The sequence below is a fragment of the Pseudomonas sp. LBUM1676 genome (genome assembly GCF_059695605.1).
In genome coordinates, this window is record NZ_CP166777.1 from 5,455,003 (window position 1) to 5,470,823 (window position 15,821).

Consider the following 15,821-nt stretch of genomic DNA (forward strand, 5'->3'; position numbering starts at 1 on the left):
AAACTGTGCTCCAGGCAGGGCAAGCGCTGACGCGCGCAAGCTCATTGAGAAATGAGCCTAAAGTTTTCCCGGGTATGGCCGAAAACATGGCAAGCGTCCAAATACCCAGAGGTTTTTTACCATGGTCATCGATTTCAGCCGATTGAACAGCTCCTCGTCACTGACGGGCAGTACACGTACCAGCGTTGCCAGGGAAACCGCCGAAGCCGGCAAATCCGCGCCGCTGAACACTCCGGCCGAACAGGCCAGTACCGTCAAAAGCGGGGAATCGGTACACCTCAGCAATGAGGCTCAAAAGTTGCAGAAGGTCACTGACTCGCTGCGCGATCAGCCTGCCGTCGACAAAGCCCGGGTGGCCGAGTTGAAAGCAGCGATTGCCGATGGCAGCTATAAAGTCGACAGCAACCGTGTAGCCAGCAAACTGCTCAACTTCGAAGCCCAGCGCTAGGCCACGGCCCGCGCCAGGCTTTTGGACGCTTAAAACCCAAGGCCAGCCATGCACGACACTAATTTGCTGCAACTGATCACCGACGACTTTGCCCCAGCGCAACAACTGCTTGAGTTACTGCAAACCGAGTCCCTCGCCTTGCACGGTCGTGACATGCGACTGCTCGAAGACATTCTGGCGCGCAAGCAGGCATTGATCATTCTGCTCGAGCAGCATGGCCGCAAGCGCAGTGAAATCCTCGCCAGTCTCAACCTGCCCACCACTCGCCAGGGCCTTGAGCAGTTGGCCAGCCAATCGAGCATCGGTGAGCAATTGCTGACGCAAAGCGATGTGCTGACCGACCTTCTGGCCCAATGCCAGACCGCCAACCTCAGCAATGGCCAGTCGATCGTGATGCAGCAGGCCGCCACGGCCACCCAGCTGAAAATTCTCACCGGCGGTGAGCCGCCCGCGCTCTACAATGCCAGCGGATCATTCTCCACGCTCGTAAAGCCGCGCCCGCTCAGTCAGGCTTGAGCCTGCTTCATGAGCACGCCCTATCAAGACGCGAAACATGCTGGCAAAATGCTGGCTAGCCGCAGTCATATTTTGTCTGGAGATTGATGAACCGTGTCCAATGCCTTAAACGCGGAAGATGCTCCGCAGCCACCCAAGGTGCTCTCCACGCCCCTGGAAATCTCCGGCAACCTGCGTCAGCTGCAAGAGAGCCATGACCCGCTGATCATTACGTTCCATGAACGGACCCAGCGCTTCCAGAGCTATCTGGTGGACATCGACCGTGAACGCAAAACGATCGCCCTGGACGAAATGATTCCCCGCGACGGTGAACGCTTCCTGCTGGCCGGCGAGCCATTCAAGGTCGAAGGCTTCCACGACGGCGTGCGCATTGCCTGGGACAGCAACGGCCCACTGACCCTCGACGATTCCGGCGATACCCGCTGCTACCGCGGCCCCCTGCCCGATCAAGTGGTCTACCATCAGCGGCGCAATGCCTTTCGCGCCGCGTTGAAGCTGGCACAATTGGTCAACGTCAATCTGGACGGTGAAAAGCTCAAGGCACCGATCAGCGGTAAATTGCTGGACATTTCCGCCACCGGTTGCAAGTTACGCTTCGAAGGCGACATCAGCAGCAGCCTGCAGCTTGGCCAGGTTTACGACCGCTTCGCCGCCGCCCTGCCCTTTGGTAAAATGACGGCACCGGTCGAACTGCGGTACCTGCACTTCGAAGAAAGAATCTCCACCACCTTCGCCGGCGTGCGCTTTCACAACATGAGCGGGCTGGTGCAGCGCCAGGTCGAGCGGTTCGTCTATCAACTTCAGCGCGAAGCGCGGCGCTTCGACAAAGACGACCTCTGAAACGAAGCACCATAAAAAACGGGCAGCCCCTTGCGGTGACTGCCCGTTTTTTTATCCCAGGTTTCAAGGATCAGCTGTCAAGGCCTGGCCTCGGTAAAGCTTTGCTCACGCCCCAGGTCAGTGTCATCCGGGGACGAATCGGTTTCAGTCTGCGTTTCGGTCTCCGTTTCAGGTGCGGGGTCCGGCTCGGGCTCGATCGGGTTCTGCATCTGCTCCTGCACCACCTGCTCATCGACCCGTGGATCAAGACAGGCCACCAGCGGTGAACTCGACATGCTGTCCGGCATGGCGACGTGATGCAGCGGCGCATCGTCCACCTGGTGCAGGTTGGTCACCGCTTTAGGGCGGATCCGCCATACCAGCACCAACGCGAAGAAACTGAAGAAGGCATACAGCATCTGGCTGCCGAACAGCTTCATCAGCACCCCCGCCACCAGCGGTCCGATACTGGCGCCGACACCATAGGTCACCAGCAGCATCGCCGTCAGGGATACCCGACGATCACCCTCGACGTGGTCATTGGAGAACGCCACTGCCAACGGATACAGGCAGAACTGAACCAGCGAGCAGAGGAAACCGGCGAGGAACAATACTTCCAGCGGCACCTGCTTCATGATCGCCAATGGCAATGCCGCCAGCGCCAGGCTGAAGGCAAAACAGCGGATCAACAGCGCCCGGTCATAACGATCGGACAGCCAACCCAGCGGCCACTGCACCAGCAGGCCGGCGAAAATGCAGCTACCCATGAACAGACCCACTTGCTCCGTGGACAAGCCTTGCTGCGAGGCGTACAGCGGCGCCAGGCCGTAGAATGAGCCGACGATCAGCCCCGCCCCCAGCACCGTGCTCAATGATTGCGGCACGCGCTTGATGAAGAAGCGCGGCTCCATCGGCGCCGGGTGCAAGGCTGCCGGGTGAATCCGCTGGGTCAGGGCCACCGGCACCAGACAGAGGGCGAAGCACAGGGCGACCAGCATCAGCAGTTCCAGACCCAGGCCCGGATGCATGACCAGAATCAGCTGGCCCAATACCAGCCCCAGGTAGGACGCGATCATGTAGCCGCTGAATACGATGCCACGCTGTTTGGCTTCCGCCTGCTCATTGAGCCAGCTTTCGATGACCATGTACTGGCACATCATGCCGAGGCCGACGATGACCCGCAGAAACAGCCACGCGGGTAGCCAGTCCACCAGGCCATGGCCCAGCACCGCCGCGCCGACAATCCCGGCACACGCCGAATAGGCTCGGATATGCCCGACCCGGGCGATCAGCCTGTGGCCGATCTTGCCGCCCAGTACCAGGCCGAAATAGTTGGCCGCCATCAACGCACCGACCCACAGGCTGTCGACATTATCGGCGGCCAGGCGCAAGGCCAGGTAAGTACTCAGCAAGCCTGAGCCGATCAACATCATCAGCGAGGCGAAATAAAGCGCTCGAAAGGGTTTCCAGATTTGGCGCATCGGCGTTCCGAGCGGCTCCTTGCAGTGAGAAACGGACTATCCGAAAAGATAGCCCGGTGTCGACGGATCGTCAGGCCTGGGCCGCTAAAACACGCCGCTCCCAGGGAGTAATTTCATCAAAGAAGCTGGTCAACTCCATGGTCTTCGAAGCGACGTAGCCTTCGATGAACTCCTTGCCAAACAGTTCCTTCGCCAATTGACTACGTTTCAGACGCTCGAGAGCGGCATGCAAGGTACACGGCAATGAAAGATTATCCGGCACCTGGAATTCGCCCTGAATCGCCTCGCTTGGCTGCAGTCGGTTTTCGATGCCATATAACCCCGCCGCCAGGCTCGCGGCAATCGCCAAATACGGATTGGCATCCGCTCCCGGCAAACGGTTTTCGACCCGACGCGCCAGCGGCGAACTGGCCGGAATGCGCAAACCGGCAGCACGGTTGTCGTGGGACCAGCAGGCATTATTCGGTGAGGCGAACGGATGACACAAACGCTGGTAGGAGTTCACATTCGGCGCGAACAGTGCGGTGAAGTCCGCCATGCCCGCCTGCTGACCGGCAATGAAGTGACGGAAGGTCGCGGTCGGCTCACCGCTCTCGTCGCTGAACACGTTACGCCCGGTGCCGATCTCGACGATGCTCTGGTGAATGTGCATCGAACTGCCTGGGGTGTGTGCCAGGGGCTTGGCCATGCACACCACGTTCAAACCATGCTTGAGCGCGACTTCCTTGAGCAGGTGCTTGAACAGGAAGGTCTGGTCGGCCAGCAGCAACGGATCGCCGTGCAGCAGGTTGATCTCGAACTGGCTGACACCCATCTCGTGCATGAAGGTATCGCGGGGCAAGCCCAGGGCCGCCATGCAGGCGTAGACTTTGCTGAAGAACGGCCGCAAGCCATTGTTGGAACTGACGCTGAACGCCGAGTGACCGTCCTCGCGGCGCCCGTCCAGGCCTACCGGGGGCTGGAAGGGTTGAGTCGGGTCGGGGTTGGGGGCGAAGACGAAGAATTCCAGCTCGGTTGCCACCACCGGGGCCAGGCCGAGGGCTGCATACCGCGCGATGACGGCCTTGAGCTGGCCGCGGGTGGACAGATTTGAGCGCTCGCCGGTCAACTCATCCGCATCACAAATGGCGAAGGCTCGCGGTTGATCGCTCCAGGGCAAGCGGTGGATCTGCGCAGGATCGGGAACCAGCGCCAGGTCGCCGTCATCGCTGCCGTAGAAACGCGCTGGCGGATATCCGCCCATGATGCATTGCAGCAGCACCCCACGGGCCATCTGCAAGCGCCGTCCTTCGAGAAATCCTTCGGCGGTCATCACCTTGCCACGGGGTACGCCATTCAAGTCCGGCGTGACACATTCAATCTCATCAATGCCCGTCAATCGTTGCGCGAGTGAACGCTGGCCATCGGTCGTCATGACGCAATCCTTGTTATTGTGCGAGCCGCGAACGGCGACCGTACAAAATAGGCTCCGCCTGTTCGGAATATCAAGCACCGGCAAACAAAATACTTCATGGCGGATGAACACGTCCTTGCAGGAGTCGGCTTGCTGGCGAATACGTGATACAGGTGCACCGGCATCGGGCTGTCCGAGTATTTGCAGTTGCCTGGCCATCAGGACGAAACTGCGCAAATCCGAAAATCATCGACGATCAGAAAACGCTTTTGGTGATACGAGGGTGACTCCGATTTCGGAGCTATATATTTGAAGGCGTTATTGAAAAACGGGATTATCCTGACCTATTGATGTGCCCTGCCCGTCGCTTGAACTCAAGACGCTTTCCGTCGCTGCCAAAGGCCGAAGTCATGACCACCACTCCCAAGCGTTCGGACACTGTTTCCGAACAAAACGCCTTGCGCCCCGGCACCCTGGATTTTCCGGTGGTGGGCATTGGCGCGTCGGCCGGCGGACTGCAAGCCATCAAACTGTTCTTCGAAAACATGCCGCAGGACAACGGCATGGCGTTCGTGATCATCCTCCATCTATCCCCCGACCACCAAAGCATCGCCGACAAAATCATCCAGGAATCGACCAAGATGCCGGTGCTGCAGGTCACCGAAACGGTGCCCATCGAGAAAAACCGGGTGTATGTCATTTCACCGGCGCAACGGCTGGCGATGAATGATGGATTTCTTGAAGTCCGCCCCTGTGACCCGGGTCAAGGGCGCCATGCGTCCATCGATCTGTTCTTCCGCGACCTGGCCGATGTGCACCGCGAGCGGGCATTTTGTCTGGTGCTGTCAGGCTCGGGTTCCGATGGTGCTGTCGGGTTGTCGCGTATCAAGGAACAGGGTGGGGTCACCCTAGCCCAGGCACCGGAAGACGCCGAGTTCGACAGCATGCCCCGCGCAGCCATCGACACGCACCTGGTAGACCTGGTGTTGCCAGTGGTGGAAATGCCGCAAAAGCTGCTGGAACTGTGGCGTAACTCTCAGGAAATCAACTTGCCTACCGCCAACGACCCCGAACTGCACGCCATTGCCGCCGCGTCCGAACGCGAAGCCGTGGTTGCCGAACAATGGCTGCACGACATTCTGATCCAGTTGCGCACCGGCACCGGCCATGATTTCAAGCACTACAAACGCGCCACCGTGTTGCGCCGGATTGAACGCCGGATGCAGGTCACCGCCCAGCCGGACCTGGCTTCCTACTACCGCTTCCTGCAAAACAACCCCGAGGAAACCAAGGCACTGCTGGGCGACATGCTGATCGGCGTGACCAACTTCTTCCGCGACCGTGAGGCCTTCGAAGCCCTGGAGCGGGATGTCGTGCCGCAGCTGATCAGCGCCGTGGTAGCGGCGCAACCGGAGAAAGACGAGATCCGCGTCTGGTCCGCTGGCTGCTCCACGGGCGAAGAAGCCTACAGCCTGGCGATGCTGCTCAACGACCAACTGCAACTGGACAGAAGCGCGGCCTCGTTTCAACTGTTTGCCACCGACATCGACGAGCGCGCCATCAGCGTCGGCCGGGCCGGGCTGTACCCGCAAGCGATCGTTACCGACGTACCGCCCACGCGGTTGCGCCATTACTTCGCCAAGGAGAACGACCACTATCGAATTCGCAAGGAAATTCGCGAAAAGGTCCTGTTCGCCAAACACAGCCTGTTGTCCGATCCGCCCTTCTCGCAAATCGACCTGATCGTTTGCCGAAACCTGCTGATCTACCTGGATCGCGAGGTGCAACGGGAAATCCTGCAGATGTTCCATTTTGCCCTGCGCCCCGGCGGCTTCCTGTTTCTCGGCTCTTCCGAGAGCGCGGACGCGTGCCATGAACTGTTCGCTCCGGTAGACAAGCGCAACCGGATCTTCCGCGCCAAAACCGGCACGGCCAACAGCCGTCGCACCCCGACCATGCCCCGCGGTGGCTACGTGCGAACCAGTGTTTCCCAACAGGCGCCGAAAAACAGCCAGCCGCGTAAATTGTCCGTCGCCGATATTCATCAATGCGCCCTGGAACAGTCCGCGCCACCGAGCATGATCGTCGATGCCAATGCCGACATCCTGCACATGAGTGAGAGTGCCGGACGCTTCCTGCGGCATGTCGGCGGTGAATTGTCGCGCAACTTGCTGACGCTGATTCTTCCGGAGCTGCGCCTGGAGATCCGCACCACGTTGTTCCAGGTCCAGCAGAGCGGCCAGCCGGTCAAATCCCGCGAAGTGCCGATCAAGCGCGAGGACCGGCGCTACTTGATCGATCTGGTCGTCCATCCCTACAAGGATGAAGAATCGGACGGCGACTACGTGCTGGTGATATTCGATGAGGTAGAGGTCGACCCTTCGGAATTGGCGGCGACCACCGTGCTACAAACCGAAGGCCAGGTGTTGTCCAACCTGGAGCGCGAACTGCAACGCACCAAAATGCACCTGCAGGACACCATCGAGCAATCGGAAGTCTCCAGCGAAGAGCTCAAGGCTTCCAACGAAGAAATGCAGGCGATCAACGAAGAATTGCGTTCGACCACCGAAGAGCTGGAAACCAGCAAGGAAGAACTGCAGTCGATCAACGAAGAGTTGCTGACGGTCAACTACGAACTGAAAACCAAGGTCGAAGAAACCGACAAGATCAACGACTACCTGACCAACCTGATCGCTTCCACCGACATCGCCACGGTGTTTGTCGATCGCTGCATGCGTATCAAGTGGTTCACCCCGCGTGCCACCGACATCTTCAGCATGTTGCCGGTGGACACCGGTCGCTCGTTGCTCGACATTACCCATCGCCTGCACTACGACGACCTGGCCGCCGATGCCGCACAGGTGTTCGAATCCTTGAACATGATCGAGCGCGAAGTCAGCAGCAACGACAACCGCTGGTACATCGCGCGCCTGCTGCCCTACCGTTCCAGCGAAGACCACATCGACGGTACCGTCCTGACCTTCATCGACATCAGCAAACGTCGTGCTGCCGAAGAAGAGCTGCGCCTGGGCGAAGAACGCATGCGCCTGGTGGCTGAGAGTACCCGCGATTACGCGATCATCACCCTCGACGAGCTGGGTATCATCACCAGCTGGAACAAAGGCGCCCAGCTGATCTTCGGCCATAGCAAGGCCGAGGCTGAAGGTGCCTATTACGACTTCATCTTCTGCGCCGACGATCGCGCGGCCGGGGTACCTGAAAACGAACTGTTAGCGGCGCGTACTCATGGCCACAGCGAAGATGAGCGCTGGCACCTGCGCAAGGACGGCAGCCGCTTCTATTGCAGCGGCGAAGTGACGCTGCTAAACGGCGACAACCTCAAGGGCTATGTGAAAATTGCCCGGGACCTGACTGGTCATAAACGCCAGCACGAAGAGCAGAGCCAGCAACTGACGACTGAGTGGGTTGACGATCCTGTTGGTCGACGACTCTGCTGACGTGCTGGAAACCTTGAAAATGCTGCTGGAGATGGAGGATGCGCAGGTGATTGCCTTCGATCTTCCGGTGGCGGCCCTGGACGCGGCAAAAAATACCCGTTTCGATCTGATCATTTCGGACTTGGGCATGCCAGTCATGAGCGGCCATGAGTTGATGAGCGCCCTGCGTCAGTTGCCTCACGTCAAGGATGTGCCGGCCATTGCACTGACGGGCTATGGAGCCCACAGCGACATTCAAAAATCACGGCAATCGGGCTTTGACCAGCATATTGGCAAGCCGGTGTCCTATGATGACCTGATTGAAACCATCGAGGCCTTGCGCCAGTTACAGCGGTGAAACAAGCTCAGTCGAGGTAGGCGCGCTGCACGCTGGCGCGCCGGTCGATCGCCTGCCTGAGCCGCTCCTTGTGATCGGCCCACATCCTCGGATCAACCTTGGTTGAGCGCATCAAGGCCAGCATGGCGGTCTTGGCAGCCCGGTACTCTGCCCACGCATCTTCGGACCTGAGCTTCAAACGCTCGCGCGGGGTCATCTCCATGCGCCTCAATGCCAATACCGACTCATCGGTGATCACCGTATTCAAGGTCAGTTGCACCCGATGCGGCGCGACGAATCCTTGAGTGTCCACGACAATCTCTCTTGCCCGCTGGGTGCCCCACTTCAAGGCTGCACAGTGGTGCTCGCCGACATGCCGGTCATAGAATTCTTCGCCAATCGCCCAGCCGTCGGTACCGTAGACGCCCACGAATACCTGGGTCAGCCCCTCATGATTGATCCGCGCATGGACCTCGATTTGTACGCCATCGCCGAGGATTTCTTCGTGAGAGTGGAGGGGTAAGCGTCTATTGGTCCATAACCAGAACTGGGCACCTCTGCGTCGCATCGGATTCACTCCATGAATGGTCCCTGGAGTAAGGCACAGCACGGAAAGACTTTCCATGTAGGTCGTCGGGCGGGTCTTTTATCGTCACGCCGCTTTTCTGCGGACAAAAACAAAACCCCTACCTGCATACGCAGATAGGGGTTTCGGAATTTAATCTTGACGATGACCTACTCTCACATGGGGAAACCCCACACTACCATCGGCGATGCATCGTTTCACTGCTGAGTTCGGGATGGGATCAGGTGGTTCCAATGCTCTATGGTCGTCAAGAAATTCGGGTACTGAGTCGTGACCAGATGGCCTCGCTTCAGCAAATTGGGTATGTGATAGCTTTCGGTGTTTGCAAGATTCGAACTTTCGGTTCATTTCGTCTTCACACACCGCAATCTGATGCTCTTTCGAGTAGTCAAATTGCTTGGGTGTTATATGGTCAAGCCTCACGGGCAATTAGTATTGGTTAGCTCAACGCCTCACAGCGCTTACACACCCAACCTATCAACGTCGTAGTCTTCGACGGCCCTTCAGGGGACTCAAGGTCCCAGTGAGATCTCATCTTGAGGCTAGTTTCCCGCTTAGATGCTTTCAGCGGTTATCTATTCCGAACATAGCTACCCGGCAATGCCACTGGCGTGACAACCGGAACACCAGAGGTTCGTCCACTCCGGTCCTCTCGTACTAGGAGCAGCCCCTCTCAAATCTCAAACGTCCACGGCAGATAGGGACCGAACTGTCTCACGACGTTCTAAACCCAGCTCGCGTACCACTTTAAATGGCGAACAGCCATACCCTTGGGACCGGCTTCAGCCCCAGGATGTGATGAGCCGACATCGAGGTGCCAAACACCGCCGTCGATATGAACTCTTGGGCGGTATCAGCCTGTTATCCCCGGAGTACCTTTTATCCGTTGAGCGATGGCCCTTCCATACAGAACCACCGGATCACTAAGACCTACTTTCGTACCTGCTCGACGTGTCTGTCTCGCAGTCAAGCGCGCTTTTGCCTTTATACTCTACGACCGATTTCCGACCGGTCTGAGCGCACCTTCGTACTCCTCCGTTACTCTTTAGGAGGAGACCGCCCCAGTCAAACTACCCACCATACACTGTCCTCGATCCGGATAACGGACCTGAGTTAGAACCTCAAAGTTGCCAGGGTGGTATTTCAAGGTTGGCTCCACGCGAACTGGCGTCCACGCTTCAAAGCCTCCCACCTATCCTACACAAGCAAATTCAAAGTCCAGTGCAAAGCTATAGTAAAGGTTCACGGGGTCTTTCCGTCTAGCCGCGGATACACTGCATCTTCACAGCGATTTCAATTTCACTGAGTCTCGGGTGGAGACAGCGCCGCCATCGTTACGCCATTCGTGCAGGTCGGAACTTACCCGACAAGGAATTTCGCTACCTTAGGACCGTTATAGTTACGGCCGCCGTTTACCGGGGCTTCGATCAAGAGCTTCGCGTTAGCTAACCCCATCAATTAACCTTCCGGCACCGGGCAGGCGTCACACCCTATACGTCCACTTTCGTGTTTGCAGAGTGCTGTGTTTTTAATAAACAGTCGCAGCGGCCTGGTATCTTCGACCGGCATGAGCTTACGGAGCAAGTCCTTCACCCTCACCGGCGCACCTTCTCCCGAAGTTACGGTGCCATTTTGCCTAGTTCCTTCACCCGAGTTCTCTCAAGCGCCTTGGTATTCTCTACCCAACCACCTGTGTCGGTTTGGGGTACGGTTCCTGGTTACCTGAAGCTTAGAAGCTTTTCTTGGAAGCATGGCATCAACCACTTCGTGTTCTAAAAGAACACTCGTCATCAGCTCTCGGCCTTAGAATCCCGGATTTACCTAAGATTCCAGCCTACCACCTTAAACTTGGACAACCAACGCCAAGCTGGCCTAGCCTTCTCCGTCCCTCCATCGCAATAACCAGAAGTACAGGAATATTAACCTGTTTTCCATCGACTACGCTTTTCAGCCTCGCCTTAGGGACCGACTAACCCTGCGTCGATTAACGTTGCGCAGGAAACCTTGGTCTTTCGGCGTGGGTGTTTTTCACACCCATTGTCGTTACTCATGTCAGCATTCGCACTTCTGATACCTCCAGCAAGCTTCTCAACTCACCTTCACAGGCTTACAGAACGCTCCTCTACCGCATCACCTAAGTGATACCCGTAGCTTCGGTGTATGGTTTGAGCCCCGTTACATCTTCCGCGCAGGCCGACTCGACTAGTGAGCTATTACGCTTTCTTTAAAGGGTGGCTGCTTCTAAGCCAACCTCCTAGCTGTCTAAGCCTTCCCACATCGTTTCCCACTTAACCATAACTTTGGGACCTTAGCTGACGGTCTGGGTTGTTTCCCTTTTCACGACGGACGTTAGCACCCGCCGTGTGTCTCCCATGCTCGGCACTTGTAGGTATTCGGAGTTTGCATCGGTTTGGTAAGTCGGGATGACCCCCTAGCCGAAACAGTGCTCTACCCCCTACAGTGATACATGAGGCGCTACCTAAATAGCTTTCGAGGAGAACCAGCTATCTCCGAGCTTGATTAGCCTTTCACTCCGATCCACAGGTCATCCGCTAACTTTTCAACGGTAGTCGGTTCGGTCCTCCAGTTAGTGTTACCCAACCTTCAACCTGCCCATGGATAGATCGCCCGGTTTCGGGTCTATTCCCAGCGACTAGACGCCCTATTAAGACTCGCTTTCGCTACGCCTCCCCTATTCGGTTAAGCTCGCCACTGAAAATAAGTCGCTGACCCATTATACAAAAGGTACGCAGTCACCCAACAAAGTGGGCTCCCACTGCTTGTACGCATACGGTTTCAGGATCTATTTCACTCCCCTCTCCGGGGTTCTTTTCGCCTTTCCCTCACGGTACTAGTTCACTATCGGTCAGTCAGTAGTATTTAGCCTTGGAGGATGGTCCCCCCATATTCAGACAAAGTTTCTCGTGCTCCGTCCTACTCGATTTCATGACTAAGAGATTTTCGCGTACAGGGCTATCACCCACTATGGCCGCACTTTCCAGAGCGTTCCGCTAATCTCAAAGCCACTTAAGGGCTAGTCCCCGTTCGCTCGCCACTACTAAGGGAATCTCGGTTGATTTCTTTTCCTCAGGGTACTTAGATGTTTCAGTTCCCCTGGTTCGCTTCTTAAGCCTATGTATTCAGCTTAAGATACCTAACTTATGTTAGGTGGGTTCCCCCATTCAGACATCTCCGGATCAAAGTCTGTTTGCCGACTCCCCGAAGCTTTTCGCAGGCTACCACGTCTTTCATCGCCTCTGACTGCCAAGGCATCCACCGTATGCGCTTCTTCACTTGACCATATAACCCCAAGCAATCTGGTTATACTGTGAAGACGACATTCGCCGAAAATTCGATAATACTCAATTAAGAGCAACTCACAAATTTTACCTTAGCCTGATCCGTTACCAGTGAAAGTAACGTTCAGTCTATCTTTCTATCACATACCCAAATTTTTAAAGAACGATCTAATCAAAGACTAGAAATCAATATTCGCCATGGAATATTCATTTCTAAACTCTAACGAAAAAGACAACCTTATGGATGTCTATCGCCTCTACAGTGAATCAAGCAATTCGTGTGGGAACTTATGGAGCAGCTGATGTCGTCGATTAAGGAGGTGATCCAGCCGCAGGTTCCCCTACGGCTACCTTGTTACGACTTCACCCCAGTCATGAATCACACCGTGGTAACCGTCCTCCCGAAGGTTAGACTAGCTACTTCTGGTGCAACCCACTCCCATGGTGTGACGGGCGGTGTGTACAAGGCCCGGGAACGTATTCACCGCGACATTCTGATTCGCGATTACTAGCGATTCCGACTTCACGCAGTCGAGTTGCAGACTGCGATCCGGACTACGATCGGTTTTCTGGGATTAGCTCCACCTCGCGGCTTGGCAACCCTCTGTACCGACCATTGTAGCACGTGTGTAGCCCAGGCCGTAAGGGCCATGATGACTTGACGTCATCCCCACCTTCCTCCGGTTTGTCACCGGCAGTCTCCTTAGAGTGCCCACCATTACGTGCTGGTAACTAAGGACAAGGGTTGCGCTCGTTACGGGACTTAACCCAACATCTCACGACACGAGCTGACGACAGCCATGCAGCACCTGTCTCAATGTTCCCGAAGGCACCAATCCATCTCTGGAAAGTTCATTGGATGTCAAGGCCTGGTAAGGTTCTTCGCGTTGCTTCGAATTAAACCACATGCTCCACCGCTTGTGCGGGCCCCCGTCAATTCATTTGAGTTTTAACCTTGCGGCCGTACTCCCCAGGCGGTCAACTTAATGCGTTAGCTGCGCCACTAAGAGCTCAAGGCTCCCAACGGCTAGTTGACATCGTTTACGGCGTGGACTACCAGGGTATCTAATCCTGTTTGCTCCCCACGCTTTCGCACCTCAGTGTCAGTATCAGTCCAGGTGGTCGCCTTCGCCACTGGTGTTCCTTCCTATATCTACGCATTTCACCGCTACACAGGAAATTCCACCACCCTCTACCATACTCTAGCTCGTCAGTTTTGAATGCAGTTCCCAGGTTGAGCCCGGGGATTTCACATCCAACTTAACGAACCACCTACGCGCGCTTTACGCCCAGTAATTCCGATTAACGCTTGCACCCTCTGTATTACCGCGGCTGCTGGCACAGAGTTAGCCGGTGCTTATTCTGTCGGTAACGTCAAAACAGATACGTATTAGGTAACTGCCCTTCCTCCCAACTTAAAGTGCTTTACAATCCGAAGACCTTCTTCACACACGCGGCATGGCTGGATCAGGCTTTCGCCCATTGTCCAATATTCCCCACTGCTGCCTCCCGTAGGAGTCTGGACCGTGTCTCAGTTCCAGTGTGACTGATCATCCTCTCAGACCAGTTACGGATCGTCGCCTTGGTGAGCCATTACCTCACCAACTAGCTAATCCGACCTAGGCTCATCTGATAGCGCAAGGCCCGAAGGTCCCCTGCTTTCTCCCGTAGGACGTATGCGGTATTAGCGTCCGTTTCCGAGCGTTATCCCCCACTACCAGGCAGATTCCTAGGCATTACTCACCCGTCCGCCGCTCGCCACCAGGTACAAGTACCCGTGCTGCCGCTCGACTTGCATGTGTTAGGCCTGCCGCCAGCGTTCAATCTGAGCCATGATCAAACTCTTCAGTTCAAACATCTTTGGGTTTTTAAGAAACCCTAAACTTGGCTCAGCAATCGTTGGTTACATCTTTGATTTCTCGCGGAGTAACTTGTGATGCTGATAATCTTGTTGACTATCAGTCTGACTCCACAAGCACCCACACGAATTGCTTGATTCAGTTGTTAAAGAGCGGTTGGTTAAGATCTTTCGTCTCAACCGAGGCGCGCATTCTACGCTTTCCTCTGCTGCTGTCAAGCGGTTATTTTCAGAAGTTTTCAAAGTTTCCTTTGCAACTTCAACCACTTGCGCTTCCGATCTCTCGTCAGCGGGAGGCGAATTCTACAGCGTTAGTCGCTGCTGTCAACACCTCTTTTACACCGCTTCGACCGAGAAGATCGAATCGTTAACAAGGCGACAACACACTGCCCTACCAACTCCTTCCAGGCTTCGATGATCTGAAGCACCCCGCTGCCGAAAACTGCCTAACTCTTTGTTTACCAAGGAGTTTTCCGTTTCGACTGCGCCGGAAGTGGGGCGAATTATAGACTTCCTGAATCTGCCGTCAAGCGTTAATTCTGCTTCCCCATCAATAATTAGCCAAGGGCCGCAAAACTGCCCTCCTCCTACAGGAAAGCAATCCATGCCTTCTATATAGAAGAATCGTCAGTCCATCACATCAAGCCATGCAGCGTATTCGAGTCAGCACCCCAACAACAAAAAAGCCCCGTCAGAAAATGGCTACCTGAGCGGGGCTTTCGAACGCCTGAAATCCCTCGCCAGTCACGAAGCTGTTGAGGGGATGCAAATTTGCCGGCATTGAATATATGGTGTCCCAGGGCAGGTTCGAACTGCCAACCTTCCCCTTGGGAGGGTCAATTTAGAAGCCACCCCGCTTGGGAAAACCTTGTAATTACTGGACTTTTCGTCCGGTTGCGTCCGTGAAAACGGCGCCGTACAGGTCTTTTTGCGCCACGGTGCTGGCACGGAGTTGTATTGCTTGAAAACGAAGATCACCCAAAAGCTCATCAGCAGCCTGCCTACCGAGCCGAAGGCTTACCGGGTGCATGACACCGTACAGCCAGGCCTGTTCATCCGTGTGCTGCCGAGCGGGCATAAATCCTACATGGTCACCTGGGGGCGCAACAAGAATGCCACCCTCGGCCGCGTTGGAGTGATAACGCTTGATCAAGCGCGCACCGAGGCAGCCCAATATTTGGCAGATGCGCACGCCCACGGGGAATCGGTGGCTATCACTCAAGGCCGGAAAGGCGCCGCCCTCCCCACCCTGCGCCAATTCATCGACGACACCTATATGCCCTGGTTCGAGACTCACCATAGAGGGCATGAGAAAACTCTACACACGCTCAACAACAACTTCGACGCGATCATGCCCCAGCGCCTGGGGGCATGATGCATAGTTGCACGCGACCCAGACGCAATAAATGGGCGAGGTAGGCGGTTGGCAATGGCAATGGCAATGGCAAAGGAGATGAGTCGCCATTCATCGGGTTTCAGGGGGCATCATGCCGCATCAATTTTCAACAGTAGCGTCGCTAAACCAAAGGACACGGATCTCCACGTAGCGACGGCGGATACAACATTCTGCAAGCTAAGAGCTGTTGAGTTGATCTGTAACGTGCGCCGAGAGGTCGCCAAATATCCGGCGCGCAATTAAAATGCATT

8 protein-coding genes, 3 rRNA genes and 1 pseudogene are annotated in these 15,821 nt (G+C 56.0%); 6 read left to right on the forward strand and 6 right to left on the reverse strand.

Annotation, left to right across the window (positions count from 1 at the left end; all coding sequences use genetic code 11):
• Nucleotides 1-121 precede the first annotated feature (121 nt).
• From flgM to ACA041_RS25230, 3 genes are all read left to right on the forward strand, one after another.
• Nucleotides 122-448 carry a flagellar biosynthesis anti-sigma factor FlgM gene (gene flgM / locus ACA041_RS25220; protein WP_497438326.1) on the forward strand — a complete coding sequence of 109 codons (327 nt, stop codon included), beginning with the start codon at nt 122-124 and terminating at the stop codon, nt 446-448.
• Nucleotides 449-496: 48 nt separating this feature from the next.
• On the forward strand, nt 497-964 hold the full coding sequence (locus ACA041_RS25225) for a flagella synthesis protein FlgN (protein ID WP_497438327.1): 468 nt from the start codon (nt 497-499) through the stop codon (nt 962-964).
• A gap of 93 nt (nt 965-1,057) precedes the next feature.
• Nucleotides 1,058-1,804, forward strand: a complete 747-nt coding sequence (locus ACA041_RS25230; protein ID WP_497438328.1) for a flagellar brake protein — start codon at nt 1,058-1,060, stop codon at nt 1,802-1,804.
• 77 nt (nt 1,805-1,881) lie between these two features.
• Here the strand turns inward: ACA041_RS25230 and ACA041_RS25235 are convergent, their stop codons facing one another.
• Both ACA041_RS25235 and ACA041_RS25240 read right to left on the reverse strand, forming a co-directional pair.
• Nucleotides 1,882-3,264 carry an MFS transporter gene (locus ACA041_RS25235; protein ID WP_497438329.1) on the reverse strand — a complete coding sequence of 461 codons (1,383 nt, stop codon included), beginning with the start codon at nt 3,262-3,264 and terminating at the stop codon, nt 1,882-1,884.
• 70 nt (nt 3,265-3,334) lie between these two features.
• Nucleotides 3,335-4,576: a glutamine synthetase family protein gene (locus ACA041_RS25240; RefSeq protein WP_497442168.1), complete on the reverse strand. Its 1,242-nt coding sequence runs from the start codon at nt 4,574-4,576 to the stop codon at nt 3,335-3,337.
• 491 nt (nt 4,577-5,067) lie between these two features.
• On the opposite strand from ACA041_RS25240, the gene ACA041_RS25245 reads away from it, so the two are divergent.
• Nucleotides 5,068-8,115, forward strand: coding sequence for a CheR family methyltransferase (locus tag ACA041_RS25245; RefSeq protein WP_497438330.1), 3,048 nt, complete (start codon nt 5,068-5,070; stop codon nt 8,113-8,115).
• 19 nt (nt 8,116-8,134) lie between these two features.
• The gene (locus ACA041_RS25250; protein WP_497438331.1) at nt 8,135-8,452 is read left to right on the forward strand and encodes a response regulator; all 318 of its coding nucleotides are present in this window, start codon (nt 8,135-8,137) and stop codon (nt 8,450-8,452) included.
• A 7-nt stretch (nt 8,453-8,459) separates the two neighbouring features.
• Here ACA041_RS25250 and ACA041_RS25255 read toward each other — a convergent pair whose 3' ends face one another.
• The 4 genes from ACA041_RS25255 to ACA041_RS25270 all read right to left on the reverse strand — a co-directional run bounded on the left by ACA041_RS25255 (nt 8,460) and on the right by ACA041_RS25270 (nt 14,168).
• Nucleotides 8,460-8,999, reverse strand: coding sequence for a hypothetical protein (locus ACA041_RS25255; protein WP_497438332.1), 540 nt, complete (start codon nt 8,997-8,999; stop codon nt 8,460-8,462).
• 154 nt (nt 9,000-9,153) lie between these two features.
• Nucleotides 9,154-9,269, reverse strand: a 5S ribosomal RNA gene (gene rrf, locus ACA041_RS25260).
• 156 nt (nt 9,270-9,425) lie between these two features.
• A 23S ribosomal RNA gene (locus tag ACA041_RS25265) occupies nt 9,426-12,317 on the reverse strand.
• Nucleotides 12,318-12,629: 312 nt separating this feature from the next.
• A 16S ribosomal RNA gene (locus tag ACA041_RS25270) occupies nt 12,630-14,168 on the reverse strand.
• The 16S, 23S and 5S rRNA genes sit together here, the layout of an rRNA operon.
• Nucleotides 14,169-15,135: 967 nt before the next feature.
• Here ACA041_RS25270 and ACA041_RS25275 point away from each other — a divergent pair.
• Nucleotides 15,136-15,543 (forward strand): annotated as a pseudogene (locus tag ACA041_RS25275) (Arm DNA-binding domain-containing protein); the annotation flags it as partial.
• Nucleotides 15,544-15,821: the final 278 nt, after the last annotated feature.